The sequence below is a fragment of the Bartonella tamiae Th239 genome, from assembly GCF_000278275.1.
GTDB classification, from domain to species: Bacteria; Pseudomonadota; Alphaproteobacteria; order Rhizobiales; family Rhizobiaceae; genus Bartonella; species Bartonella tamiae.
Window position 1 is genome coordinate 81,080 of sequence record NZ_JH725147.1, and the last position, 24,825, is coordinate 105,904.

At 39.1% G+C, this 24,825-nt stretch carries 24 protein-coding genes and 1 pseudogene; 2 read left to right on the forward strand and 23 right to left on the reverse strand.

The annotated features are described in order from the left end of the window. Positions 1–2: 2 nt before the first annotated feature. From selA to ME5_RS00530, 5 genes and pseudogenes are all read right to left on the reverse strand, one after another. Positions 3–1,376: an L-seryl-tRNA(Sec) selenium transferase gene (gene selA, locus ME5_RS00510; protein ID WP_008037400.1), complete on the reverse strand. Its 1,374-nt coding sequence runs from the start codon at positions 1,374–1,376 to the stop codon at positions 3–5. Further along, positions 1,377–2,291 carry a formate dehydrogenase accessory protein FdhE gene (fdhE, locus tag ME5_RS00515; protein ID WP_008037405.1) on the reverse strand — a complete coding sequence of 305 codons (915 nt, stop codon included), beginning with the start codon at positions 2,289–2,291 and terminating at the stop codon, positions 1,377–1,379. Between the two features lie 94 nt (positions 2,292–2,385). Continuing rightward, the gene (gene exbD / locus ME5_RS00520) at positions 2,386–2,817 is read right to left on the reverse strand and encodes a TonB system transport protein ExbD (protein ID WP_008037407.1); all 432 of its coding nucleotides are present in this window, start codon (positions 2,815–2,817) and stop codon (positions 2,386–2,388) included. A gap of 5 nt (positions 2,818–2,822) precedes the next feature. Further along, on the reverse strand, positions 2,823–3,980 hold the full coding sequence (gene exbB / locus ME5_RS00525; protein WP_008037409.1) for a tonB-system energizer ExbB: 1,158 nt from the start codon (positions 3,978–3,980) through the stop codon (positions 2,823–2,825). Positions 3,981–4,110: 130 nt separating this feature from the next. Continuing rightward, positions 4,111–5,391: pseudogene (locus ME5_RS00530) on the reverse strand (glycerate kinase type-2 family protein); the annotation flags it as partial. Between the two features lie 217 nt (positions 5,392–5,608). On the opposite strand from ME5_RS00530, the gene ME5_RS00535 reads away from it, so the two are divergent. Beyond that, complete coding sequence (locus ME5_RS00535; RefSeq protein WP_008037413.1) at positions 5,609–5,923, forward strand: ElaB/YgaM/YqjD family protein; 315 nt, start codon at positions 5,609–5,611, stop codon at positions 5,921–5,923. 3 nt (positions 5,924–5,926) lie between these two features. Further along, positions 5,927–6,364, forward strand: coding sequence for a phage holin family protein (locus ME5_RS00540; RefSeq protein ID WP_008037414.1), 438 nt, complete (start codon positions 5,927–5,929; stop codon positions 6,362–6,364). Between the two features lie 64 nt (positions 6,365–6,428). Here the strand turns inward: ME5_RS00540 and ME5_RS00545 are convergent, their stop codons facing one another. The 18 genes from ME5_RS00545 to rcdA all read right to left on the reverse strand — a co-directional run bounded on the left by ME5_RS00545 (position 6,429) and on the right by rcdA (position 24,736). Further along, complete coding sequence (locus tag ME5_RS00545) at positions 6,429–7,154, reverse strand: outer membrane protein (protein ID WP_008037415.1); 726 nt, start codon at positions 7,152–7,154, stop codon at positions 6,429–6,431. Positions 7,155–7,860: 706 nt separating this feature from the next. Then, the gene (gene glmM, locus ME5_RS00550; RefSeq protein WP_008037416.1) at positions 7,861–9,213 is read right to left on the reverse strand and encodes a phosphoglucosamine mutase; all 1,353 of its coding nucleotides are present in this window, start codon (positions 9,211–9,213) and stop codon (positions 7,861–7,863) included. A gap of 247 nt (positions 9,214–9,460) precedes the next feature. Continuing rightward, positions 9,461–11,428 carry an ATP-dependent zinc metalloprotease FtsH gene (gene ftsH / locus ME5_RS00555; RefSeq protein WP_008037417.1) on the reverse strand — a complete coding sequence of 656 codons (1,968 nt, stop codon included), beginning with the start codon at positions 11,426–11,428 and terminating at the stop codon, positions 9,461–9,463. A gap of 107 nt (positions 11,429–11,535) precedes the next feature. Further along, positions 11,536–12,882: a tRNA lysidine(34) synthetase TilS gene (gene tilS, locus ME5_RS00560; RefSeq protein ID WP_008037418.1), complete on the reverse strand. Its 1,347-nt coding sequence runs from the start codon at positions 12,880–12,882 to the stop codon at positions 11,536–11,538. Beyond that, complete coding sequence (gene ybgF / locus ME5_RS00565) at positions 12,873–13,862, reverse strand: tol-pal system protein YbgF (RefSeq protein WP_008037419.1); 990 nt, start codon at positions 13,860–13,862, stop codon at positions 12,873–12,875. The genes tilS and ybgF overlap by 10 nt, the downstream gene beginning before the upstream one ends. 126 nt (positions 13,863–13,988) lie before the next feature. Then, on the reverse strand, positions 13,989–14,489 hold the full coding sequence (gene pal, locus ME5_RS00570; protein ID WP_008037421.1) for a peptidoglycan-associated lipoprotein Pal: 501 nt from the start codon (positions 14,487–14,489) through the stop codon (positions 13,989–13,991). Between the two features lie 267 nt (positions 14,490–14,756). After that, positions 14,757–16,097 carry a Tol-Pal system beta propeller repeat protein TolB gene (gene tolB / locus ME5_RS00575; RefSeq protein WP_196793572.1) on the reverse strand — a complete coding sequence of 447 codons (1,341 nt, stop codon included), beginning with the start codon at positions 16,095–16,097 and terminating at the stop codon, positions 14,757–14,759. Positions 16,098–16,141: 44 nt separating this feature from the next. After that, positions 16,142–17,254 (reverse strand): prolipoprotein diacylglyceryl transferase, encoded by a 1,113-nt coding sequence (locus tag ME5_RS00580; protein WP_008037423.1) that lies wholly within the window; start codon positions 17,252–17,254, stop codon positions 16,142–16,144. Between the two features lie 74 nt (positions 17,255–17,328). Then, the gene (tolR, locus tag ME5_RS00585; RefSeq protein ID WP_008037424.1) at positions 17,329–17,790 is read right to left on the reverse strand and encodes a protein TolR; all 462 of its coding nucleotides are present in this window, start codon (positions 17,788–17,790) and stop codon (positions 17,329–17,331) included. A gap of 34 nt (positions 17,791–17,824) precedes the next feature. Beyond that, complete coding sequence (gene tolQ / locus ME5_RS00590) at positions 17,825–18,538, reverse strand: protein TolQ (protein ID WP_008037425.1); 714 nt, start codon at positions 18,536–18,538, stop codon at positions 17,825–17,827. A 388-nt stretch (positions 18,539–18,926) separates the two neighbouring features. Beyond that, entirely contained in the window at positions 18,927–19,661 is a 735-nt protein-coding gene (gene glnQ, locus ME5_RS00595) for a glutamine ABC transporter ATP-binding protein GlnQ (RefSeq protein WP_008037427.1), read from the reverse strand. Then, positions 19,658–20,326 (reverse strand): ABC transporter permease subunit, encoded by a 669-nt coding sequence (locus ME5_RS00600; protein ID WP_008037428.1) that lies wholly within the window; start codon positions 20,324–20,326, stop codon positions 19,658–19,660. Before ME5_RS00600 ends, glnQ begins: the two co-directional genes overlap by 4 nt. 65 nt (positions 20,327–20,391) lie before the next feature. Further along, complete coding sequence (gene glnH, locus ME5_RS00605) at positions 20,392–21,132, reverse strand: glutamine ABC transporter substrate-binding protein GlnH (protein ID WP_155799363.1); 741 nt, start codon at positions 21,130–21,132, stop codon at positions 20,392–20,394. A 382-nt stretch (positions 21,133–21,514) separates the two neighbouring features. Further along, positions 21,515–21,976: a YbgC/FadM family acyl-CoA thioesterase gene (locus ME5_RS00610; protein ID WP_008037431.1), complete on the reverse strand. Its 462-nt coding sequence runs from the start codon at positions 21,974–21,976 to the stop codon at positions 21,515–21,517. Continuing rightward, entirely contained in the window at positions 21,969–23,012 is a 1,044-nt protein-coding gene (gene ruvB, locus ME5_RS00615; protein ID WP_008037434.1) for a Holliday junction branch migration DNA helicase RuvB, read from the reverse strand. The genes ME5_RS00610 and ruvB overlap by 8 nt, the downstream gene beginning before the upstream one ends. 9 nt (positions 23,013–23,021) lie before the next feature. Further along, a complete protein-coding gene (gene ruvA, locus ME5_RS00620; protein WP_008037436.1) occupies positions 23,022–23,636 on the reverse strand; it encodes a Holliday junction branch migration protein RuvA in 615 nt (204 codons plus the stop codon). Then, the gene (ruvC, locus tag ME5_RS00625; protein WP_035000360.1) at positions 23,633–24,142 is read right to left on the reverse strand and encodes a crossover junction endodeoxyribonuclease RuvC; all 510 of its coding nucleotides are present in this window, start codon (positions 24,140–24,142) and stop codon (positions 23,633–23,635) included. The genes ruvA and ruvC overlap by 4 nt, the downstream gene beginning before the upstream one ends. Positions 24,143–24,217: 75 nt before the next feature. Then, positions 24,218–24,736, reverse strand: a complete 519-nt coding sequence (rcdA, locus tag ME5_RS00630) for a protease adaptor protein RcdA (protein WP_008037441.1) — start codon at positions 24,734–24,736, stop codon at positions 24,218–24,220. Positions 24,737–24,825: the final 89 nt, after the last annotated feature.

Genomic DNA, 24,825 nt, shown 5'->3' on the forward strand with positions numbered 1-24,825 from the left:
ATTCAATCAAGATTAGCGATAAATTGGTCATGATCTCTCAAGCATCTTAGATCAAGTAATAAAGCATCATCATGAAAACGGCCAATAACTGGAATGGGTAAATTACGTAACCGCTTTGCCAAAATATTTAAAGAACTTCCAGAGTGAGCCGCTCGAATAGATAAACCAAAGCTTTCTAACGTTTGTGTAGGCAAAGCACCTGAACCAATCTGACTTAAACATGGCACAACATCAATCTGATAGTCAGGGGTAAAATAAGCACTTACGGCGCGGCATAGCTTATGTGCTTGAGAGGCAATCTCATTTTTTGAACGCGATAAAAAACGCAATGTTGGAATTGTTTTATGACGCGTATCATGATTGCGATAAAGACGCAAAACCGCTTCTAAAGCCGCCAGCCTTATCTTATCAACGCGTAAACTTCTTTTTAAAGGATTACGATTAATAGCCGCAATCATATCTGCATTACCAATAATAAACCCAATTTGAGGTCCACCTAAAAGCTTGTCGCCAGAAAATGTCACAATATCAGCACCCGATTTGATTGTTTCTTGCACAGTTGGTTCTCTTTTTAAACCATAGTGATGAAGATCAACCAATGTACCCGATCCAAGATCTTCAATCATCGGAACACAATGCTTTTTCGCAAGAGATGATAATTGAGCTGTTGATACACTTTGTGTAAATCCTTCAATGCTATAATTTGATGTATGCACCTTTAATAAAAGAGCCGTTTCTTCATCAATTGCCTGCTCATAATCATGACAATGCGTTCGGTTTGTCGTACCTACTTCTGTTAAATGACATCCTGCACTTTCCATAATATCAGGCATGCGAAAAGACCCGCCAATTTCAATCAATTCACCACGTGATATAATGGCGTTGCTTTTTTTTTGGCTTAATGTGTTCAAGACTAAAAAAAGTGCTGCCGCATTATTGTTAACCAAAGTGGCGTCTTCGGCACCTGTTAATTCACAAATCAACGATCTTAAATGATCGTCACGTTCTCCTCTTTTGCCTGTTTCTAAATCAAATTCTAACGATACAGTCTCACGCATAGCGCATATTGCCGCCTCAATTGCTGCCTCAGGCAATTGCGCACGCCCAAGATTTGTATGTAAAATTGTTCCTGTTAAATTAAAAACAGCTCGTAATGAAGATAAAGAGTCTGCCTCCAAACGCTCAAAAGCCATTGCTGCTAATTGTTCTATAGTATGGGCATTTCGCCCATTTTTTAAAAAGAGCCTTTCATCAGCAAGTGTTGCACGAATAGCATCCAACGTTGCGCATCGTCCAAATTTTTTTTGAGCATCCCGTGCAACCGCTTCTTGCATAATTGCATCAACAGAGGGAAGAGATGAAAAATCAATGACCATTTAATAACCGATCAAAAATGGATTAAATGCGCCACGTTTAAATGAATTATTGTTCTTCATCAGCATATCAAGAGCAATAGAACCAATATCATCAGCAAAAACATCAAATGATGAATCTTTTTGATGATTCATTTGTTTACAATAATCGCCACATTCATCACATGTTTCTGCCAAAATACTACCGGGGCCTCCTTCAATTTCTTTATAACCAATACCCTTTGTTTGCACACAAAACGTACATTTGATACGCACATAATGCCAAAGCGTTCCACAATATAGACAGGAACAAAATCGAGCGCCTTCAGCTGACGGCCATCCCACAATCATGCTGGCTGAATGTGTGCCACCACATGCAGGACAAAGATTGTGTTCAAAAGCCTGTAACTTTTTTGTATCCAGCTTTTGCGTCGCCAGAGTTAAAATAATTTGTAAGGCACCTGTAACAAAAATATGTTGTGCTATTGTGTCATCTGGTATCTTTTGCTCAATTATATGAGAAGCCCAAAGCGACCAATTATTTTCATTTGTAAGCGTATTTTCTAAAGCCATTCGACTGCCCGTTTGTAACGGCGCTTTATTAAGTCTCTCTAAAAATGAACGCATAACTTCTTTAAAAAGTGGAAGATGAATCAAAGCTGACCGTTCAATCGGTGGCATTTTGAAAGAATGCGCACGTTCTGTATCAATGGTTGGAAAATTCGCATTCCGAAAATTATCTGCAACATCTTGTTGCGCTTTTGTAAAAAATTTTAAAAATTCAACATAATCTTTTATAGGACTTGTTTTAGCAAGTTTCTCAAAACGCAGATGTCTTTTTTCAAAAATCTTATGAATATCAGGCAATTGGGCAAATGGCGGATTGCGCATATGGCCAACATTGGTCATGTCGCCTTCAAATTTTTTATTACGCGGCATGTTAAGGTATACTCCAATTAAAACGATTCAAATATATAACCGTAAAATGAAGCTTATCCAACTCAGTGTCTATAAAAAATATCGTCTTAAAAAATTATTGCGCAGCAGCAGGTTGTTCTAAGCCAACCAAACCTATCTTCAAATAACCTGAACTTTTCAAATTATTCAATAATCTCATCAAACCACCATATTCAACGCCTTGATCGCCACGAATAAAAATTTTCGTCTCACGATTATTTTCAGTTAAGCGATCCAAAGTTGTTTTTAAACTATCCATAGAAACATTTTCTTCACCAACATAAAGTGATTGGTCTTTTTGCAATGTTACATAAACAGGCTTATCAGGTCGCGGCTGAGAAGATGCAGCAGCAGTCGGTAATTGTATTGGTATATCACTTGTCGCAAGTGGTGCTGCCACCATAAATATAATAAGCAAAACAAGGATAACATCAATAAAAGGTGTTACATTAATGTCATGATTTACATCAAGTTCATCATTATCAAGATCAGCAAGTTTGGCAGCCATTCATTCTACTCCGCAGCGATAGACAGATTAGGATGTGAAGAATTTTTTTGACGCACTTTACGATAATCTAAATCACGACTTACCAACCGTTCAATACCCGCAGAAACATCAACCAATTGTTGACGATACCCCGTTATGGAACGGGCAAAAATATTATAGATGATAACCGCGGGAATTGCCGCAACAAGACCAATAGCTGTTGCAAGTAACGCTTCAGCAATACCAGGAGCTACAACTGCAAGATTGGTTGTGTGGGCTTGAGAAATCCCAATAAATGAATTCATAATACCCCAAACAGTCCCAAACAAACCAACAAAAGGACTAATAGCACCAATTGTTGCAAGAGGACCTGTACCAAAAGACATACGCCGACCAGCGCCAGCAACAAGACGAGAAAGTACAGAGCCTAAACGTTCTTTCAAACCATCAACACCTGCCTCATCTAAAACTGCTAGCGACGCCTGAACTTCCTTTTCAGCGGCAAGAACAAGATCCGCACCGATACTGCTTTGCTCTTTCATTGCTGTCGAAAGCTCGGACAAACTGCCAGAATAATTGACGGCATGAAGGGCTATACGCGCTTTTCTTTTCGCAGATGAAATTTCGACAGTTTTGACCAGCCATATTGTCCAAGTTGCAACAGATGCAAGGGCCAATCCTATCATCACAGACTTCACCACCCAATCGGCTGCTAAAAACATACCAATTGGTGAAAGATCATGAGAAACAGATGCGTTTATTTGTGGCGATGATGATGCTGATTCTCCCCCATTTGCTAATTGTAGTGCAGGAAGAGACTGTGCAGTGTTTGGTGCAGTCTGCTCTATATTTTGGGATGTTTGAATATTTGGAACGTCTCCACCAATAATAATTTGTTGTGATGACACTGAAGGTTGAAGACTATTGGGTTGCGAAGATTCTACGTTATGTAAAGGTTGCGATATATCAGATGCAACCTCAACAGAATTTGAAAGAGGTGAAGCAGAAAATTGAGGAATATTTTGTTGGTTTTGTCCAGAATTTTGTATTGTTTCCATCAAAGGCGCACTCTGTTGCCCTATTTGTGAAGTGCTTTCTTGTGCTTGCGCCCCTTGATGATATGATAACAGAGTGAAAAATGTTACGATCGCTCCAGTCAACATTCTTTTACAAAGAAGTACCATTCTGCTCGCCTTTTAAACTTTCATTTTTTAGTCGAGATATATTAAGCAAGATTAATATGATAAATCAAGTCATGTTTTAAAATTTATAAATTTTTTAAAAATAGCGTCAAAAGAACAAAAAAAATTATCATCAATCCGCATATTCATCGGTAATCAGAATGGCGCGAAAATCATTAACATTTGTTCCCGTAGGTCCTGTTACAAATAAATCATCAGAAGCATAAAAAGCTACCCATGCGTTATGATCTTTTAATAATTGCTCACCGTGATACCCTTTTTTTTGCATATGATAGACACTATACCCATCACAAAATGCCCCAGCATTATCTTCTGAACCATCTGTATCAGCAGCAAGTGCGAATATCTGTTTTTCCCCTTTTATGGCTAAAGCAAATGCTAATAAAAATTTACTATTACGACCCCCTTTGCTTTTTGAAATAGCTATATCCTTGCTATGATGAAACAGTGTGACCGAAGTTTCACCACCTGATAAAAGAACAATTGGTTTTTGAAACGGTTGATTGTTATTGGCTATATTTTTCGCCAAAGCTGCATGCATAGAACCAATGTCTTTTGCTTCACCTTCAATACTGTCTGATAAGATTACGGCTTCAACACCTTTTTTACGTGCATATGCGGCAGCAGCATCAAGTGATTTTGCAGCTGATGCTACAATATAAGATTCATGCGTTTTAAAAATCGGATCATCCGCTGTTAGGTTTTTACTATCGGATTTTTCCAAACGATTCATAATATGTTTTGGTAAGTCTATATTATAATATTCTATAAATTGACGAGCATCAGAACTTGTTGAACGATCGGCAATAGTGGGCCCAGAAGCAACCATTTCTTTAAAATCACCTGGAATATCTGATACTATAAAAGTTACCACTTTTGCAGGTGCGGCCAAAGCTGCCAAACGACCGCCTTTTATTTGCGAAAATTGTTTTCTAATCGTATTCATCACCCCAATAGGTGCCCCACTTTTTAACAAAGCATCATTGATTAAAATTTCATCTTCAAGCGTTAAGCCCACGCAAGGCGCTGGTAAAAGTGCAGAACCACCGCCACTAATAAGCGTAATAACAAGATCATTTTCGTGAAGATTTTCAACCAATTTCATGATTATTTGAGATGCTTTTAATCCATTTTCGTCAGGCACAGGGTGTGCAGCTTCCAAAACTTCGATATTGGTTGTTTGACACCCATAACCATAGCGCGTGACAACAGCGCCTTGCAAAGGAGGATAGCCCTTTTTTTGCCATGTTTGTTCTAAAAAAGCTGCCATTTGTGCTGCGCCTTTACCTGCACCCACAACAATTGTTTTGCCCAAAGGCGGTTTTGGGAGGTGTTTTTCCATCATATATTGTGGATTAGCAGCTTCAACAGCCTTATCAAAAAGATCTTTTAAAACAGTCGCTTATTACTATTGATCACACGAAAATTCCTCCACAAGCGCATCGCTTAATAAAGCATCTTAACCAACTTTATTGAAATATTTAAGAAAAAACTAAAAATTCAATCCTATCTGCCTATTTTAATGTTATAAACATGAAATGGGTGTGTAACCCCATAGTGTTAAAAGGTGCATGAAGCGCCATAATTTTAATTGCAAGTAGGGAGTCACCATGATGGCTAAAGAAAACGCAACACAAGCAGAAAAAGACCTTCAAGCTCAAGTGGAGCAATTGCGTAAAGAAATTTCGCAAATAACCTCAACCCTCGGTGAAGTCGGTTCAGAAAAACTTCATCAAGTAAAAGATAAAGCTGGTCGCCTTTACGCATCAGCTAAAGCAAATGGAGAAGAGGCTGTTTCTCAAGCCAAAGAAAAAATCCATGATCTTGAAGGACAGGTTTCCGAGTGTGTTCGCAATAAACCAGTCACCAGTCTTGCAGTTGCTGCAGGGGTTGGTTTTCTTATAGCGTTGCTTGTACGGCGATAAGTGATGTTGCGGCTTATCGCGCCGCTCATTAGCGGTATTGCAAGTGGAAGTGTGAAATCGGCTGTAAAGCGCACGCGTGATCAAGTTATATGCTACGCTGTTGTTGGTTTTGCACTCATTGTCGCTTTGATTTTTTTATGTGTCACAGCTTTTATTGCTCTTACTTGGGTTGTAAAACCTATTTTTGCAGGTGCAATTTTATGTGGGTTTTGGGTTGGTGTGGCGTTGATCGCATTGCTTATTGGGCGCACAATTGCAGCAAAACGTAAGAAAATTTATGAAAAGCAACTTGATGAAGAACGTGGCAGTCTCATTGTGGCATCAGTTGCATCAGCAATTCCTGCGCTTTTTGGTAATAAAAAAGTTCTAAAAATTGCCATTCCTTTAATATCAATCGCCGCATTGAGTTTATGGAATAAGAGCAAACATAAAAAGAAATAAACGACATAGAATTTAAAAGCCGGCTTGTGAACATGCCGGCTTTTTTTATTTTTCAGTCCTGTTTTTAAAAAGCATAACGAAAACCTATTTTGACATCATGTGATGTCAAATGGTTCAATGTGATTGTATCAAAATCACCAAATTCACCTGTCTTTGCTTGACCAAGGTCATTATAACTATAACCGACATCTAAAATAAGTTTTTCATTTAAAGCAATCCCAACACCTGCATGCAAAGCCCATGCAAAATCCCATTTTGTATGGGATTGAGATGTCTTCAATGAGTCATGTGTTTTGACAGAAAAACCTGACACATGATGGCTCACCGCACCCAGTCCGGCACCGAGATAAGGTGTCATTTTGCTTATAGTTAAAAGATCAACATAAACATTTGTCATTAAAACTAAAGAAGAAACATCACCACTATAACGACGTACGTCAATCCCATTCACATCACGACCACGGAGCTTATTTTTTCTGCGATAGTCGATTGTTGCATCAAGACGCAAAAGATCGTTTAACGCATAACCAAGACCTATCCCTCCAAGAAATGTGTCTTTGATGTCGCCTCGATTTTTCCAAAAATAAGGAGAAAAATCATCTTTTTGACGCAAATGACTTAAACGAGATATGCTAGAAAATGCACCGCCAATATAAGCTTTGGTATAAAACTTGCCACTTTGTTCAGTAAATTTTAGTTCTGGCACATTATTTAAATCAATATCAGATGCATAAGTATAACAGCTCATACTCGTTAAAAAAAATGCCAAAAGCCCTCGTTTTATTGTCATGGTAAGCCTCATGCTAAAGCTGCACAAACACAGAATGTCTTTAGCTTCTTTTAGGCAGTAAAAGTTAACGTGCTCTTAACCATATTTTTTAACACACTATTTTCTATAAATTTTTTAATTGCTCTCTAAGTTTTTTAAAATGCAATCCACAAAGAGGAATATCATTCATTTAAACTTTTATGATATGAACTTTATTACAGTGTAAACTTAGGCTTTGTATCTATTCACCTTATAGAGTTATCAAACAATTAATTGATGTGATATCTTCATTGCTCATTGTAAAATAAGTTATTCATATACTGAAAGGTAGAGTGCTTCTTTAAAAAAAATCTTTAGCAGACTGAATAATATATAAGGTGTAGCTCACATTTTTTGATAAGCGAACTTATTAAACGAAGCTATAATATTTGAAAGGAATGTACCCTATAGGATATATCAGAAAATGACAAAATTTGCGTCACAAGCACTCAATCATTTTTATATAAACTGAAAATAAAATATACGGAATTCACCCACTTAAATTTATAATTTAAAAAATGTGAAGATTAATTTAAAATATTTCCGCCCTAAAAATTAAACAACAACACGTCTCATAGATGGGTAAATAAGTCTATAAGGAATTGATAAATAAGCTTAATAGAGAATAATGCTTTCAAAAAACAAAGCACCATTTTAAATTTAAGCATGACATCATAAGTTTAAAAAATTAAAGTGAATCGCGCACAGACATAATCGTGTCGGCAATGTCATCCACGAGATTTTCGATCAACTTATCATCATCACCTTCAGCCATCACCCTTATCAAGGGTTCAGTGCCTGAAGGACGAATGACAAGACGTCCATTTTTTAGTAAGCGTTTTTCTGCATTTTTGATGGCACTTTTAACAGTATCATCATTCAACGCTGTGCCATTATGAACACGAATGTTTTTTAATATTTGAGGAACAGGATCAAAACGATGACAAAGTTCACTTAAAGGCAATTGTGTTTCCTTTGAACACCCTAAAATTTGTAAAGCAGAAACCAAACCATCACCCGTTGTACCATAATCAGATAATACAATATGGCCAGACTGTTCCCCACCAATATTAAAACCATGCTGGCGCATATGTTCAACCACATACCGATCACCAACTTTTGTACGCGCCATGGTGAGACCTTTTGTTGTTAAAAACCGTTCAAGACCAAGATTAGACATCACGGTAGAAACAATACCACCACCACGCAAAAGTCCGTTATTTTGCCATTGTTCGGCAATCACGGCCATAAGTTGATCTCCGTCAATGACACGTCCTTTTTCATCAACCATCAAAACACGATCACCATCACCATCAAGTGCAATACCTGCATCAGCACGCACTTCATTGACTTTGCGCGTAAGAGAGATAGGATCTGTTGATCCGCAATCTTCATTAATATTTTTGCCGTTTGGTGTATCATGAATTGTTATGACTTCTGCACCCAATTCCCATAATGCTAAAGGTGCAACTTTATAAGCAGCACCATTGGCACAATCAACCACGATACGCATCCCATCAAGACGGACATCACGCGGCAGTGTTCTTTTAGCAAATTCGATATAGCGATAAATATCACCCTCAACACGTTTTGCGCGCCCTATTTCGGCTTGAGTTGCGAGTTCATCTGTCATATCGGATTCAATAAGTTTTTCGATCTTCATTTCCATATCATCGGAAAGTTTGAATCCATCAGGACCAAAAAGTTTAAGACCATTGTCATAGAATGCATTATGAGAGGCAGAAATCATCACACCAATATCAGCACGCATTGATCGGCACAACATAGCAACCGCAGGCGTTGGGATTGGACCCAATAAAAACACTTCCATGCCCGCAGCAGTAAAACCTGCCACCATGGCATTTTCAAGCATATATCCTGAAAGGCGTGTATCTTTTCCAATTACAACGCGACCACGTCGACCTTGATTACGAAACAAAATGCCAACCGCCATACCCACTTTCATCGCAACGTCAACAGTCATTGGAAAATGATTGGCTTTGCCGCGAATTCCATCCGTACCAAAATATTTACGTGACATTTTATCTGCCCTTCTGCACTCTTATATAGGGTATTTTATTGCTTAATATATGAAACGAATAAGATAAAACTTTTCATTTCGTCACTTTAACACATAATATTTATCATGAATCTTATCTTATAACCAAAATAGGCAAATAATAAGTCAGAATTTAATTAAAAAGGTTAATAATTGCATACTAAACAATTAAAAAAGGCAGCCTATGCTGCCTTTTTCTTTAAAGCTATTCAAGATATAGAATTAAACATCAAAGATCGGATTTAGGGTTTTCATCATCTGATGTTTTCGTTTTTGACGTTTCTTTTTCTTCAGAAGTTTTTTTTGAAGACGCTTTCGGCTTAGCGGATGTTTTACCCGTTTTTGGGACTGTCGATGAACGCGTATTTGCTGCATCATTTCCCAAATCTCGTGAAGGTGCTTTGCCTGCGATCACTTCTTGAATTTCCGCACCAGTTAATGTTTCATATTCTAACAAACCCTCTGCAAGAGCAATCCATTGTTTTTTCTTGGTTGTAAGTATTTTTGTTGCTGTTTTATACGCTTCATCGGTTAAACGACGTACTTCCGCATCAATCACTCTTGCTGTATCTTCTGAAACAGCCAGTTCCCGACCACCTTGGCCTAAATATCTGTCTTCTTGATTTTCTCCATAAGCAACATAGCCAAGTTTATCAGAAAAACCCCAGCGTGTTATCATTGCACGAGCGAGTTTTGTCGCTTGCTCAATATCAGATGACGCACCTGATGTAATATGATCTTTACCAAATTTGAGTTCTTCGGCAACACGTCCTCCCATCAAAATAGCTAAACGTGAAACCATTGAGCGATAACTCATGGAATAACGATCCCCTTCTGGCAATTGCATCACCATACCGAGGGCACGACCACGAGGAACGATTGTTGCTTTATGGACAGGATCCGTATCAGGAACGCTAATAGCAATAATCGCATGACCCGCTTCATGATGCGCTGTCAATTCTTTTTCTGCTTGTGTCATAGCACTTGAACGACGCTCAGCCCCCATAAGTACCTTGTCTTTAGCATCCTCAAATTCTTGCATTGTGACCAAGCGCTTATCACGACGTGCGGCCATTAATGAAGCCTCATTGACAAGATTCATCAAATCTGCCCCTGAAAAACCAGGAGTTCCACGTGCCAAAACGCGAAGATCCACATTTGGCGCTAACGGAACATTGCGAACATGCACCTTTAAGATTTGCTCGCGTCCAGCAACATCAGGATTAGGAACAACCACTTGTCGGTCAAAACGACCCGGGCGCAACAATGCAGGATCCAAAACATCTGGTCTGTTTGTTGCAGCAATCAAGATAATGCTTTCATTCGGCTCAAACCCATCCATTTCAACCAAAAGTTGGTTTAAGGTTTGTTCCCTTTCATCATTACCGCCACCAATACCAGCTCCACGATGACGACCAACAGCATCAATTTCATCAATAAAAATGATACATGGAGCGTTCTTTTTTGCTTGTTCAAACATATCACGCACACGGCTGGCGCCAACGCCAACAAACATTTCAACAAAATCAGAACCTGATATTGTAAAAAAAGGAACATTGGCTTCACCAGCAACCGATCGAGCCAGCAAAGTTTTCCCTGTTCCGGGAGGGCCGACCAGCAAAACACCACGTGGTATACGCCCACCGAGACGCTGAAACTTTTGAGGTTCACGTAAAAATTCCACAATTTCTTGCAGATCGTCTTTTGCTTCATCAACACCTGCAACGTCTTGAAAGGTTATCCGACCATGAGCTTCTGTAAGAAGTTTTGCCTTAGACTTGCCAAACCCCATAGCACCACGAGATCCACCCTGCATTTGTCGCATAAAGAAAATCCATACACCAACAATAATAATCACAGGCAGCAAGGATAAAAATATACTCATAAATGCGCTATTGCCAGTATTTTCTGGTTCTGCTTTTACGTTTACATTTTTTCTTTCAAGCCGTTCCACAAGATTAGGATCATTTGGTGCAAAAGTTTGAATTTTTTGGTTGTTGACCGTTTCACCCATCAAACGTTGCCCTTGAATGGTCACATTTCGGATTTCGTTATTATCAACTTGTTGTAAAAATTCTGAATAAGATTTTTGAGTAGCGCCGCCAGTTTGGTTATTGCCATTAAATAAGGAGAATAGGGCAATGAGCATGAGCGCAATAATTCCCCATACAATGATAGAACGATAATTTGAATTCATATTGGGTCCATTCAATCAATTATGCTTAGTCAGAAAAATATAGCAGTAACATATGTGTTAGAGATGCTGTTGCCAAGGCATAGCATGTGCATTTTCTATCGATTCATTCAGGTTTTTTGCACTTCTGGTGTATATGAGGGCAAATATCTTTCAAAAATTGGATGCAAAACTTCAAATAATGGAAAATCATAAGAAGAGATAAGCCAGCCGAAAGGATGCATGAATCGCTCACATGTAATATTTTTCAGTCTTGTAAATCCACCCGTCAATACTGGAATTTCAATATCTGAATGTGAATAAAGAGCAAGCGAGCTTAATAATGACAAAAAATGTATCTCTGATTTTTTGATTCCTTGACGCTCAGCGACACTATGAATATCACAATATGAGGGTGTTGCAGCACGCAATGGTCTATCATCATGATTATCAATACGAAAACGGCTGTCCCAAACACGACACAGTCCTACTGGCACAATGCTTGCACTTTGATGACGCGCTTCTCGCCAAAAACGAAGCGTGTTTTTAGTTTTTTCAATAATACAACCAAGCAATGTAAAGCGGTAAGGCGTGTCATGATGCTTTTGCATCTGTGTTTTTATATAATGAATTTGCGATATTGTCGGCAAAAAGAGCGCGCCCCCCATGATTGAAGCAATGACTCCAATGACGAAAGGATAATCTTTATCGTTGACAATAGAAAAGGAGGGTTCTTTCAAGATGCACAATGCATGTTGCATGGAAAGGTCAAGATTACGGATCAAATGTGCTGCCGATAAGGATTGCTTTAACCGCTCTTTTGCTGCAGTTTTTATTTCAAGCGCAATTCTATCAATATCCTGTTCACTTAGACTTTGACGAATCCGAACCCTTTCATAATGAGGGTTTTCATTCGTCGGATCATCAATCCAGTCTTGCTTTTTTGTTAATAAGTAATGTCGTAATTCTTCTCTTTTTATATTTAACAATGGTCGTATCAAACGTATTTTTCGCATAAGAAGTGATTCTCGTGGCATACATGCAAGCCCTCGACCTTTCCCCCGATAAAGACGCATTTGATAGGTTTCTGCCTGATCATTTAATGTGTGGCCTGTCAGGATCATATCAGCATTAGATTTTTCAGCTTGCGAAACCAATAAACCATAACGTGCAATGCGTGCTTGATGAGATAAACCTGATTGTCCTCGCCCATCAACCCAACAAACAGTTTGATGTTCTATTCCTATTTTTTGACATAAAGAAGCGACTTGTTCAGCTTCCAAAGCTGATTCTGGACGCAAACGATGATCAACTGTTACAGCAAGAATTTTTGGCGCCTGATCCCATTTTGCCAGAAAATCGCGCAAGAGAAACAAAAGAGCCGTCGAATCGCTCCCACCTGAAATAGCCACGATAACGGTTTGACAGTCATTAAAATCGGATTTTTGAAAGATTTTTTCTGATAAATCTACTGACACTTGTTCCGACTTTGCTCATCTTTTACCCGTTTGAGAACGGCAGGTTCAACATTATCATAGCGTTTTGACACTTCAGCAAAAGTTGCACAAGCGACTTTTTCCTCTTTGAGCTCAGACATTGTCATACCTAATTTTAATAAATTTTCAGGACCACGTGGCGAGTCCTTATAATTACGTTGCACGTCAATAAATGCTTGTGCTGCTTCACGATAACGCTTTTGACCATATAAAGATTCACCCAACCAAAAACTAGCATCCCCAATCATTGGATCCGATGGATAACGCTCCTGAAAGGTTCGAAAAACAGATTCAGCCGCACGGTAATCTCCTGCTAAAATATGCCGATATCCTATATCATACAATTCTTTTGACGTCGATGTCTCAGGTACCGTAGTTAACATATTGCCTCCTTGCGGAGGTGATTGTGTTTGAGGCGGAGGATTATCTGCCTTTAAAATATTTCCATCCTTATCAAAATGTATTTTATCCTCATTTGCGGGCAATTTTTGTTCAGAAGAAGACTGGTTTTGACCGATATCAACACCCGGTAAAGCATTCATTCGTGATGCATTTTGAGAAGAGTGTTTGTCTTCTGTTTGTGGTTGTTGAACAATTGGCGCGACATTGTCATCGGAAGGCGTATGAGACAATTGTCTCATTTCTTCTTGCATTTGCAACACCATGAAGTTGAGCTCTTCAACTTTTCCAGTAAGCTCACGGACTTTTTGTTCAAGATCACTGATCCGACCTTCATTGCCTTGTCCATTATGAGAAGGAGCATATTGGATTTTTTTAGAAAGACCTGACATTCTATTAGATAATGGAAAGTCCTCAGCGATATGAGACAAAATTTGTGAGCGTATTGGTGCTGAACGCGCTGGTAAAAGTGCTGTTAATGTTAAAGTTGGCACCAAAACAGTGGCCAATAATGTTTTTTGAAATGAACGATTAACAAATTTTGAACGTTGACCAAGATCCATGACATTACCCTTAACATATAGTACAATAATCTTATTTATCTTGAGACTTCGGCAGAAGTTTGTCATGAAAAAAAGCGGCACAAGGGCCGCTTTTTTTCATAGCAATTGTGACAGTCTTTATAAAACTTAACGTGCAGGTCCTGTATTAAGAACAGTAACAGCTCGTCGGTTTTGATTCCAACAAGAAGCAGCATCACACACAGCAACGGGTCTTTCTTTACCATAAGAGATTGTTCTCATACGATTTGCTGGTATACCTTGGGAGATAAGGTAATCACGGGCTGCAACCGCACGACGCTGACCAAGAGCAATATTATATTCACGTGTACCGCGTTCATCAGAATGACCTTCTACCGTGATTGTATATTGTGGATAGCGCTGAAGCCATTGAGCTTGACGAGAAAGTGTTTGCTGTGCATCAGCACGAATGCTTGATGAGTTTAGATCAAAAAATACGCGATCACCAACATTAACCGTGAAATCTTGTTGGGAACCTGGTTGAGCGTTATTAAATCCTAAAGCATTAGGATCATTCATTGCGTTTTTATTGGCACAACCCGAAAGAACGAGCAAAAAGAAAAACACGACAATAAATGGATTGCGAGCAATGTTTTGAATACGGCTCATGTGCCGATACTCCTTAAGGTTTTGTTGATCTTTTTTTTGTTTAACCCATGTTCCTTAAAACGTGGTCAACATATCTGGTTAATGTAATCTTACTTATCATTTTTTTTAAACAAATGACAGCTTTTAGATTGATTAAATAGAGCCATAAAATTTTTAACAAAGATATCATTGTCATTCATCAGCAACTCTTTTTACTTTCAATCATAAAAGACATTTCGCGCTAAAATAACCTCATGCAAAAAAATTTAAAAGGGCTATATTCACGCATCAATCTAAGAGAGGTGACCATGCCGGATCAGAAGCATCATTGGGTGTCGGCAATTGCCGTTCATTGCGACCAGTAATATCAATGGTATAAATTTTAGGACCCTGCCCTTGGTTTTGTTTGAAAAACATTATGACACGCCCATTTGGTGCCCATGTAGGGCCTTCATTATGAAAACCCGTGGTCAAAAGTCGCTCCCCCTGTCCATCAGGACGCATGACGCCAATTGAAAATTGACCTTGTGACAATTTTGTAAAGGCAATATAATCACCACGTGGAGACCAAACAGGAGTAGAATAACTTCCATCACCAAAAGAAATACGCTGTTGGTTCGTGCCATCCGCATTCATAACATATATTTGCTGGCGCCCACCGCGATCAGATTCAAAAACGATTTGACTACCATCAGGTGAATAGGAAGCTGCCGTATCAATCGCACTTGTTGTCGTCAAACGCGTGGTCGATTGGGAACGCAAATCCATTGTATATATATTGGCACTCCCATTATCTTGCAAAAGACTCATGATAACTTTTTGCCCATCTGGTGAAAAGCGCGGCGCAATCGTCATATTTGGAAAAGTCCCAACAAGTTCTCGCTGTCCCATTTCAATCTGTTGTAGATAGACTTTAGGAACATTGTTTCCTGAATATGCCATATAAGTTATTTCTTGACGTGTTGGCGAAAATCTTGGTGTTAAAACCAATTCGCTTCCGTTGGTTAAATATGTCAAATTGGCACCATCTTGATCCATAATCGCCAAACGCTTAATACGTGCAGTGGCAGGTCCTGTTTCATCGACGAATACGATGCGAGTATCAAAATAGCCTTGTTCACCAGTCATTCTTTGATAAATTGCATCGGCAATAATGTGCGCAACGCGTCGCCAACTTTGTGGCGTTGTATAAAATTGCCGCCCCTCCAATTGCTGTCCGCTATACACATCCCATAAACGAAATTCTATACGCAATCGACCATCTGGCTCTATATTCACGCGTCCAGTTGCCACACCTTGTGCGCCAATTTGTTGCCAATCGCTAAAACGCGGTTGCACATCAGGATTAGATATACGTTCAAGAAATGATGTTTTATCGATAGGGGCAAACAAGCCTGAACGCTCAAGATCCGCCTCAACCACTGCGGAAATATTACGGCCGACATCATCACCTGCTAAAAATTCTGTCACAGCGATAGGAATTGCATTAAAATTACCACCTGTGACATCAACCTTGAGCTGTGCAAAAGCAGGCATAACATAAAAAGCCAGAGCCAAAATAGGCAGAAAAAAGCGTGATAAAAAATTTATGACGTTCATATTTAAGAGTACCCGTGTTTGTCTTTTCATCATCATGTCATCAACAAAAATTTTACGCATATCAACCATCACATTCAATCAAATGGATTCAAAATCATTTCAATATCTCGCCACATACCATATTTATCAGCGGGCAAAGGAAAAGGAGTACATCGTGAAATTGCAGCGCGTGCCTGATTAATGCCAATTTCTTGCTGGCGTGTATCTCCGCCAATGGCAGATAATTGAGGTTGACCATCAAGCATGCCGTCAATTTTCAAACGAAAACCCGCTTTTATTCTTAAATTACTCGCTGTTCCACCGCCAAGCGCCGCAAGATCAAAATTGCTTCTAATACATTGTGAAACAATATTAGCAAATGTTTGTGCCAAATGCTGATCATTATGGACATTTCTTTGCCCACCCAAAGCAGCAGGTCCTTGCGAGCGCGCAACACCTCCACCCGATGTACGCGTTCTATCAACCAAAACTTGTTCGTTCATCGCCAAAATATCATCAATACTGTCTTCTCCTTTTGGTTTAGCAGCAGGTTGAGCGGCAACAGGATCTGGTCTTTTAATTGGCAGTGGGGCAATATCAGGCAAAATTGGCGTAGAATCCTTTTCCTGATCCACAATTTTTTCTGGCACCGTGGCTGTTTCATCGTGTGCTTCATCAGCTTCTTGCGATTCTAACGCAGGTGTTGCTGCGTTAGCATCATGATTCTCTAAAATTTCTTGCGCATTTTGATGATTATCATCATCGGTTTGTTCTTGTTGTGAAGGTTCTTCAGCCTTAACATTATCATCGGGCTGAGGCATCTCATTAGCCTTAAGATCACTTACATCAACAGGCGGCACAACCATTGTTTCACCATCTTTTTCACCTGAGGGAGGTGGGGTTGACTCAACGTCGCGATCTTTTTCTTCTGGTTTTAATGGTGCTTGCGTATCCACATTACCATCACCAACATGTTCAGCATTATCGATAACTTCTGGTTTTTGCGTTGGTTTAGGTGCAGAAATATCCGCTTTAGGAGCAGTCATATCGCCTTTTTGAATGGCTAATTCATCTTCAATCGGTACTAAAGAAACAGGAAGCGGTTCACTCATTTGTTCATTAAAATCGATTGGCGAGGAAAGGCTAAAAAAACCCAATCCAAGAATAATCACATGCGCTGCAACCGATGTTAAGAGACTGACTTTCATGATGTACTTTTATCACTATTTCAATTGTTTTGGCTTATGATCTTCTATTGAGACATAGACCAAAAACACCACGATTATTGCTGCGGCAAACTTGCCAAAGCAACATTTGAAAAACCTGCTTTTTGAATTGTCGCTAAAAGGTCCAAAATTTTTTGATATTCAATCATTTTTGCCCCACGCACAACAATACGCTGTTTGGAAGCCTCACTTCCCGTATCTGTCACTGCTTTTAATTTCGCAATAACCTCTTCCGCTGTTGTATAATATTCTTCATTTACTGCAAATTTCCCCTCATCATCTATAGACACAGTTAATGGCTGCGTATCAGCATTGATAGGACCTGCTTGTGTTTGTGGCAAATCAAGCGGCACACCATTCACCAATAAGGGTGCAGAGACCATGAAAATAATGAGCAAAACAAGCATCACATCAACAAATGGTGTTACATTTATTTCACTCATCAAGCCGCCATGACCTCTGCCGCGCCTTGAAGACCGACGTGATCCTCTTTGTGATGATCCAAGTGACATACCCATAAAATAAGCTTCCTCAATCGTGAATATTCATAATTTAAGCAGAGTGGTGTGATGTTAACTTTTCATCAATTTGACGTGAGAGAATCGCAGAAAACTCATCGGCAAAACCTTCCATTTGCGCAGTTAATTTACCTGCATCGCCCGAAAGTTTATTATAAGCAATAACAGCGGGTATGGCTGCCAAAAGCCCAATAGCGGTTGCAAGTAAGGCTTCTGCAATTCCAGGGGCAACGATTGCCAAAGATGTATTTTTTGATGCAGCAATTGATTGGAAAGAGCTCATAATACCAACAACTGTGCCAAAAAGTCCGATAAATGGTGCTGAAGAACCAACTGTTGCTAAAAAACCTAAGCGACTTTCAAGTTTATCGCTTTCACGTGAGAGAGCGATATCCATCGCTTTATCAATACGACTTTGCAAACCAATAGGAGAACGTGCACCTTTTTCAAGTGACTTTTTCCATTCACTCATCGCAGCGACAAAGACCGAAGCCATGCCAGAAACATAGCGTTCATTTAGATTTTTATAAAGATCTTCAAGAGATTGTCCTGACCAAAAAATTTGTTCGAAACGTCCCATTGCGCGACGAATACGCGCATAAGAAATAACTTTATCGATTATGATTGCCCAGCTCCATATTGAAGCCAAAAGCAAACCTATCATCACAGCCTTCACAATCCAATTGGCTTGCATAAAAAGACTCCAGATACCTATTGTGTCTGGATCTGCTAATTCTATTCCTGGCATATTTTATTCATCCCTGAATCCAAACGCCCGGCACATAACCGGGCGAAATACTGGTGAAATTTTTCTCACACTTAAACGCCACAAGCATATGAAACAAAAACATTCCATCTTCACATTATGCTTATTACGTTTAAATTTGGTGAAACAAAGGCTAAAACCAGATATTCTGGCAACATTTCTTTCTTAAAAGACCCTATTCTATTATGGTTAACAAATCGTAATGATCATGAGTATAGTTTTAATATAAAATAATGAAAAATAATGATTTAAATAGCACGTTTAAAATAAAAGCACTTTTAAAGAATAGGCAATATGATCATATTGCATCGCACAAATATTCGAAAAATTTTATTATATTTTTAGACAATGCTAAAGATAAACGATATGCTTAGTTCACATTCTTTAAAAAATCTTTCAAACGTTGATTTGTAGGATTTTCAATCATCTCCACAGGATCACCATCAACGCTAATTTTGCCGTGTTCCATAAAAATCAAACGAGAGCCAACATCTTTGGCAAAACCTACTTCATGGGTTACAACAATCATCGTCATACCTTCTAGAGCAAGCTCTTGCATCACTTTAAGCACTTCTTGGCGCAATTCTGGATCCAGTGCTGATGTTGGCTCATCAAAAAGCATCAACTTGGGTCTAACGGCCAAAGCTCGTGCAATAGCAATACGCTGTTGTTGTCCACCTGACAATTCGGACGGATAATGATCAGCGCGTTCTGCAAGTCCCACTTTTTCTAAAAGAATACGCGCTTGTGCATAAGCTTCCTTTTTAGAGGTTCCGCGCACCTCACGCGGGCCAAAAGCAATATTTTCTATTGCTGTCATTTGAGGAAAAAGATTAAATTGTTGAAACACCATGCCAGCTTCTTGGCGAATTTGATGCACCGTGCGATGTCCACCCAAAACACTTAAACCATCAACGATAAGATCACCACCATTAATGGTTTCAAGCGCATTAATACAACGCAATAATGTTGATTTCCCTGAGCCTGAAGGACCTATTAAAACAACAACTTCGCCCGTTTTGATTGTAAGATCAACATGATCAAGCACCACAAGTTGATCAAATCGTTTTGAGACTTTTTTAAATTCAACAATCGGTTCGCTCATAACATACGGATCCGTTTTTCAATAATGCGCAATAAAATGGTCAAAGAGACCGTGAGAATAAGATAAAGAACGGCAACTGTAGAAAGTATCTCAACATAATTATAATTTGTTGAAGCAATTTCAGTCGCCCGACGCATAAGCTCAGCAATGCTAACAACCGATAAAAGCGATGTATCTTTTAGCGATATAATACATTGATTGCCTAAAGGCGGTATCATGCGGCGCCAAGCAATAGGAAGTATAACCTTAAAAACAACTTTCCAAGAAGGTAACCCTAATGCCAAACCCGCTTCTCGCAATCCATTATGAACAGATAAAAGTGCCCCTCTCACAATTTCAGCCATATAAGCCGCAGAATTGATCATAATCGTAATAATCCCTGCGGTAACGGCATCAAAACGAATATGGAAACCAAAAAAGGATATTTGCGGCAGCGCAAAATAAATAAACATGACCTGCAAAATCATCGGCGTACCGCGGATAATTTCAATATAGATCAGTGCGATAAAATTTAAGATTGGCAGACGATAGGCACGTGCCATACCTAAAAACAAGCCTAATATAAACCCAGATGGAATACCCAAGACGGATATAAGAAGCGTTAATTTTACACCATCAAGCAGTGTTGGTAGCGCATTATAAACTGCGTTCCAATCGAAACTCATTCTTTTCCCTTTTAAAAGTGTTGGATCGCACCCCTTTAGACTGTCCGATCCAATTTCACAAGACTTTATTCAGGTTTTTCACCAAACCACTTTTCATAAATTCTGTCATATGTGCCATTTTCTTTAAGATTTTTAAGTGAAGTATTGTACTTTTCAACCAAATCACTTCCTTTGCGAAATGCCGCACCATATTTTTGAGCTTCCATTGGCTTACCAATGATTTTTACCTTATCCTTGCCACCCGTCGCAGCATAATAAAGTACATTGGGTGCATCATGAAGCACACCATCAACCCGACCTGTTTGTAATTCCATAAAAGCATTATCAATATTTGGGAATTGGCGTCTTTCAGAATCTTTAAAATGTTCCGTTGCATAAGGCACTGATCCTGTTCCTGTTTTCAAGGCGATAATTTTTCCATCAATGTCATCAACAGATTTTATATCGCTATCTGCACGCACAAGTAGCAACAAACCACTATTGTAATAAGGATCAGAAAAATCAACAACTTTTGCCCGCGCATCAGTAATAGACATTCCTGCCATGGCAACATCAATTTGGCCTGCTTGAACACCCGGAACGATACCCGCAAAATCCATGGGTTGAAGTTTATATGTTACACCCATATCCTTTGCTATGGCATCCCATAATTCAACATCAAAACCGACATAGTCGTCACCTTGTTTAAAACTAAAGGGTACAAAAGCCGTGTCTGTCGCAAAGATTAAATCTTTTGCCAAAGCCTGTCCACTGAACGTTAAAGAAGCTGTCAAAGCAAGTGCTGTAAATAATTTTTTTATAGTCATCTCTTTCCCCATATTAAAATTTTGTCTCTTTTTAGCTGTCAAAAAAGGATCAGAAATTTTTTGATCGCTCATGTATAAACATATTATGTCTTTTTTAAAAGCAATAGGCAAGGTTGGTGATGGAACAACAAAAAACATAAAATAATGTTTTTAAAAATCATTTATTTTAGTATTTTAAATTTTTTTTACACAAAAATTTTTAATAAAAAAGTAAATATAAAATTATAATAAAGTATCATCTATGAAAATAGAAAGATAAGAGATATACATCTTAAAAAGATTTATCTTCATTAAGTAATTATATCATATATTTTTCATCTTTATGATTTAGATAGATTATAATTCATATGGCTAAAAACATAAAAAACGAAAGCTCATATTTTTATTTATCTATTGACCTTATATAAGGTTGCCATTTTTCAATAAAATCTTTTGGAAAACGTCTTGGCCGTCCTTGATCATTAATTAAAGCTACATCAACATGCGCAAAAACCAAAATCTGTTCCTGACAAAGTACAGATTGCGCCATTTCAATGCGCGCGCCACTCATATGATCAATGCGTGTTTCTATAATGAGATGATCATCGATATACGCAGGTTTTTTAAAATCAATTGTCATTTTACGCACGATCCAAACAATTTTTTCACCCAAAATACCTTGTGCAAGTGCATGGTGATGAATATTGCTTACTCTTAAAAATTCACTGCGCCCGCGTTCAAGAAATTCCAGATAACGACCGTGATAAACAACACCCGAAAAATCTGTATCTGCAAAATAAACACGCGCATCCAAACGATGAACACCGTTAACAATCGTCCCGCTAAAAGCGACATTTTCAGTCATTATTGTCACCAAATAAACCAATCTGATGGGTTGCCACATCGGGCGGAACTGCGAGCCCAATATGCTGCCACGCTTTGCGCGTCATAACTCTACCTCGCGGTGTCCTTTGAATAAAGCCTTGTTGTATAAGATACGGCTCAATAATATCTTCAATCGCATCACGCGGTTCAGACAACCCTGCTGCTATAGTTTCAATTCCAACAGGTCCACCACCAAAATTTTCAGCAATCATCAACAAATAGCGTCGATCTAGCTCATCCAATCCGAGACTATCCACTTCCAATCGCGACAAGGCTTCATCTGCAATCGTGCGATCAATCGTTTGAACTTTTGCCACCATCGCAAAATCACGCACGCGCCGTAAAAGACGGCCTGCAATACGTGGTGTACCACGCGCACGCAATGCTATCTCACGCGCACCGTCAGCCGCAATTGACATTTGAAAAATACGCGCCCCACGTCTCACAATATATTGCAATTCTTCAACTGTGTAAAAATTAAGCCTGACAGGAATACCAAAACGATCACGCAAAGGTGTCGTTAATAACCCCAAACGTGTGGTGGCAGCAACAAGTGTAAATTTTGCTAAATCAATCTTAACAGAACGCGCTGCAGGCCCCTCACCAATAATTAAATCCAACTGAAAATCTTCCATTGCAGGATAAAGAATTTCTTCAACAGCAGGACTAAGACGATGAATTTCGTCAATAAAAAGAACATCACGTTCTTCTAAATTCGATAAAAGTGCCGCTAAGTCACCAGCTTTTGCAATAACAGGCCCAGAGGTTGAACGAAAATTAACACCCAATTCTTTCGCCATAATTTGTGCAAGCGTTGTCTTCCCAAGTCCCGGTGGTCCAACAAAAAGCACATGATCCAAAGCTTCATTTCTAGTTTTTGCCGCTTCTATAAATACTTTTAAATTGGCGCGAGCAGCCTCTTGACCAACAAACTCATCCAAGCCTTGGGGGCGCAATGAGTGATCACTATCTTCACCATGTTTATCTGCAGAAAGTAGCCGTTGCGTATCATCCATTTTAACACGTTACCTTGAAAGTTCTTTCAAGCCAAGCCGTATCAGTTTGGCAGAATCTGCATCATTTCCTGCCTCCCGAACAGCCAATGCAATTGCATCTGCCGCCATGTCGCGTGAATAGCCTAAATTTTCAAGAGCAGACACCGCATCAAGAATAGGCTGACTTGTGACACCTTCTCCAACGTCTTGTTTAAAACTTGAAGTCACCCCTTCCACAGAAAGAGCGGGGGCTTTATTCTTAAGTTCACTAACGATACGTTCAGCTACTCTTTTTCCAACACCTGGCGCACGACTGATCATCGCAATATCGCGTAATGCAATAGCATTTGCAATTTCTGAAGGCGAAAGAGTTCCAATAATTGCTAAAGCGACTTTAGCTCCAACACCTTGGACATTTTGTAACAGCCGAAACCATAGTTGCTCACTTTTTGCTTTAAAACCAAAAAGTCGAATCGCATCTTCACGAACCTGCGTTTCAATAAAAAGCTCAATTTTTTGCCCTTGCTCAGGCAATGAACCAAAAACACGCAAAGGTAAAAAAACAACATAACCAACGCCTTGTACGTCAAGAATGATGTGATCTTCATCAATTGTGTCTACCAAACCTTTTAATTTTCCAATCATGCAATTGCTTTCAAACGGTGTGATAAACTCTTACGATTATGCGCATGACAAATTGCAATAGCCAAGGCATCGGCCGCATCACTGCTATCAAAATACGCACGCGGCATTAAAACTTTAACCATCATATGAATTTGCTGTTTTTCACCATGTCCGACACCTATAACCGCTTTTTTAACAGCATTTGGCGCATATTCAGAAACCGGCAAACCCGCTTGTGCTGGAACCAATAATGCAATGCCACGCGCTTGCCCGAGTTTTAACGTGGCACCTGCATCCTTGTTCACAAATGTATGCTCAACAGCAGCTTCATATGGTCTATAATGATGAAGAATATCGGAAAGCCCTTGATGAATTTGACATAAGCGCGAGGCCAAATCACATTTTTCATCTGATTTGACAGTTCCTGATGCGATAAATTTTAAATTATTACCCAAATAATCAACAACGCCCCACCCCGTGCGTCTTAAACCAGGATCAATCCCTATGATGCGAATCGCTTTTTCCATAAAAGCAAATCTAACGTCTTTCATCACAATTGAACAGTCAAATAAGAACAAAAAGGAAACAAAGTATATAAGACGTTAATCGTCTTGAAAAGCCGCCTTTAACAAATTGATTCTTTCACTCACGGGGTTATGACAAATACCATTTTCAGCTAAAGCATTTTCAACATCTTGATCCATATGGCGAACGCGTTCTTCAAGCCTGATAGAAAGATCAACCAGTCGACGAAAATCTATAGGCAGCTCTTGCCAATTGATATGATCTTTACTCAAACAGGGTGTATTTAATGAAACCTTGGCTTTTTCTTGTCGAATTTGTTCTGGCGTCATCTCATCTTCACGTGCTGCCCGAAAAAGCAAAAGCCATGATGCAACCTGCATAAGGCGTGTGCTCATACGCATTGCTTCACTGGCATAAAGCGCCGATGCTTCACCAGAGAGTGCGCGCGATGCAATTTTGCCGTTGCCATCAATATAGGCAGCCGTTTCTTCAATAAGAGCCATACCTTCTTGATAAAGACATCCAAAAGCATGATCAAATGCACCATGCTCAAACATGACGATTGTATTGTCATTACGCAATCGTTGCCGCTTCACTCAATTACTCCATGTTACTTTTAAAATCTCAAACGGCATAAACGTCATATTAGTTTCATAATTTAAATCAATGGCGCCATTTGAGCAGA

Bases quoted from the DNA above. Each gene is read 5' to 3' on its own strand.
- selA (WP_008037400.1), bottom strand. From the start codon at position 1,376: ATGGTCATTGATTTTTCATCTCTTCCCTCTGTTGATGCAATTATGCAA.
- fdhE (WP_008037405.1), bottom strand. From the start codon at position 2,291: ATGCCGCGTAATAAAAAATTTGAAGGCGACATGACCAATGTTGGCCAT.
- exbD (WP_008037407.1), bottom strand. From the start codon at position 2,817: ATGGCTGCCAAACTTGCTGATCTTGATAATGATGAACTTGATGTAAAT.
- exbB (WP_008037409.1), bottom strand. From the start codon at position 3,980: ATGGTACTTCTTTGTAAAAGAATGTTGACTGGAGCGATCGTAACATTT.
- ME5_RS00535 (WP_008037413.1), top strand. From the start codon at position 5,609: ATGATGGCTAAAGAAAACGCAACACAAGCAGAAAAAGACCTTCAAGCT.
- ME5_RS00540 (WP_008037414.1), top strand. From the start codon at position 5,927: ATGTTGCGGCTTATCGCGCCGCTCATTAGCGGTATTGCAAGTGGAAGT.
- ME5_RS00545 (WP_008037415.1), bottom strand. From the start codon at position 7,154: ATGACAATAAAACGAGGGCTTTTGGCATTTTTTTTAACGAGTATGAGC.
- glmM (WP_008037416.1), bottom strand. From the start codon at position 9,213: ATGTCACGTAAATATTTTGGTACGGATGGAATTCGCGGCAAAGCCAAT.
- ftsH (WP_008037417.1), bottom strand. From the start codon at position 11,428: ATGAATTCAAATTATCGTTCTATCATTGTATGGGGAATTATTGCGCTC.
- ybgF (WP_008037419.1), bottom strand. From the start codon at position 13,862: ATGGATCTTGGTCAACGTTCAAAATTTGTTAATCGTTCATTTCAAAAA.
- pal (WP_008037421.1), bottom strand. From the start codon at position 14,489: ATGAGCCGTATTCAAAACATTGCTCGCAATCCATTTATTGTCGTGTTT.
- tolB (WP_196793572.1), bottom strand. From the start codon at position 16,097: ATGAAAAGACAAACACGGGTACTCTTAAATATGAACGTCATAAATTTT.
- ME5_RS00580 (WP_008037423.1), bottom strand. From the start codon at position 17,254: ATGAAAGTCAGTCTCTTAACATCGGTTGCAGCGCATGTGATTATTCTT.
- tolR (WP_008037424.1), bottom strand. From the start codon at position 17,790: ATGGGTATGTCACTTGGATCATCACAAAGAGGATCACGTCGGTCTTCA.
- tolQ (WP_008037425.1), bottom strand. From the start codon at position 18,538: ATGCCAGGAATAGAATTAGCAGATCCAGACACAATAGGTATCTGGAGT.
- glnQ (WP_008037427.1), bottom strand. From the start codon at position 19,661: ATGAGCGAACCGATTGTTGAATTTAAAAAAGTCTCAAAACGATTTGAT.
- ME5_RS00600 (WP_008037428.1), bottom strand. From the start codon at position 20,326: ATGAGTTTCGATTGGAACGCAGTTTATAATGCGCTACCAACACTGCTT.
- glnH (WP_155799363.1), bottom strand. From the start codon at position 21,132: ATGACTATAAAAAAATTATTTACAGCACTTGCTTTGACAGCTTCTTTA.
- ME5_RS00610 (WP_008037431.1), bottom strand. From the start codon at position 21,976: ATGACTGAAAATGTCGCTTTTAGCGGGACGATTGTTAACGGTGTTCAT.
- ruvB (WP_008037434.1), bottom strand. From the start codon at position 23,012: ATGGATGATACGCAACGGCTACTTTCTGCAGATAAACATGGTGAAGAT.
- ruvA (WP_008037436.1), bottom strand. From the start codon at position 23,636: ATGATTGGAAAATTAAAAGGTTTGGTAGACACAATTGATGAAGATCAC.
- ruvC (WP_035000360.1), bottom strand. From the start codon at position 24,142: ATGGAAAAAGCGATTCGCATCATAGGGATTGATCCTGGTTTAAGACGC.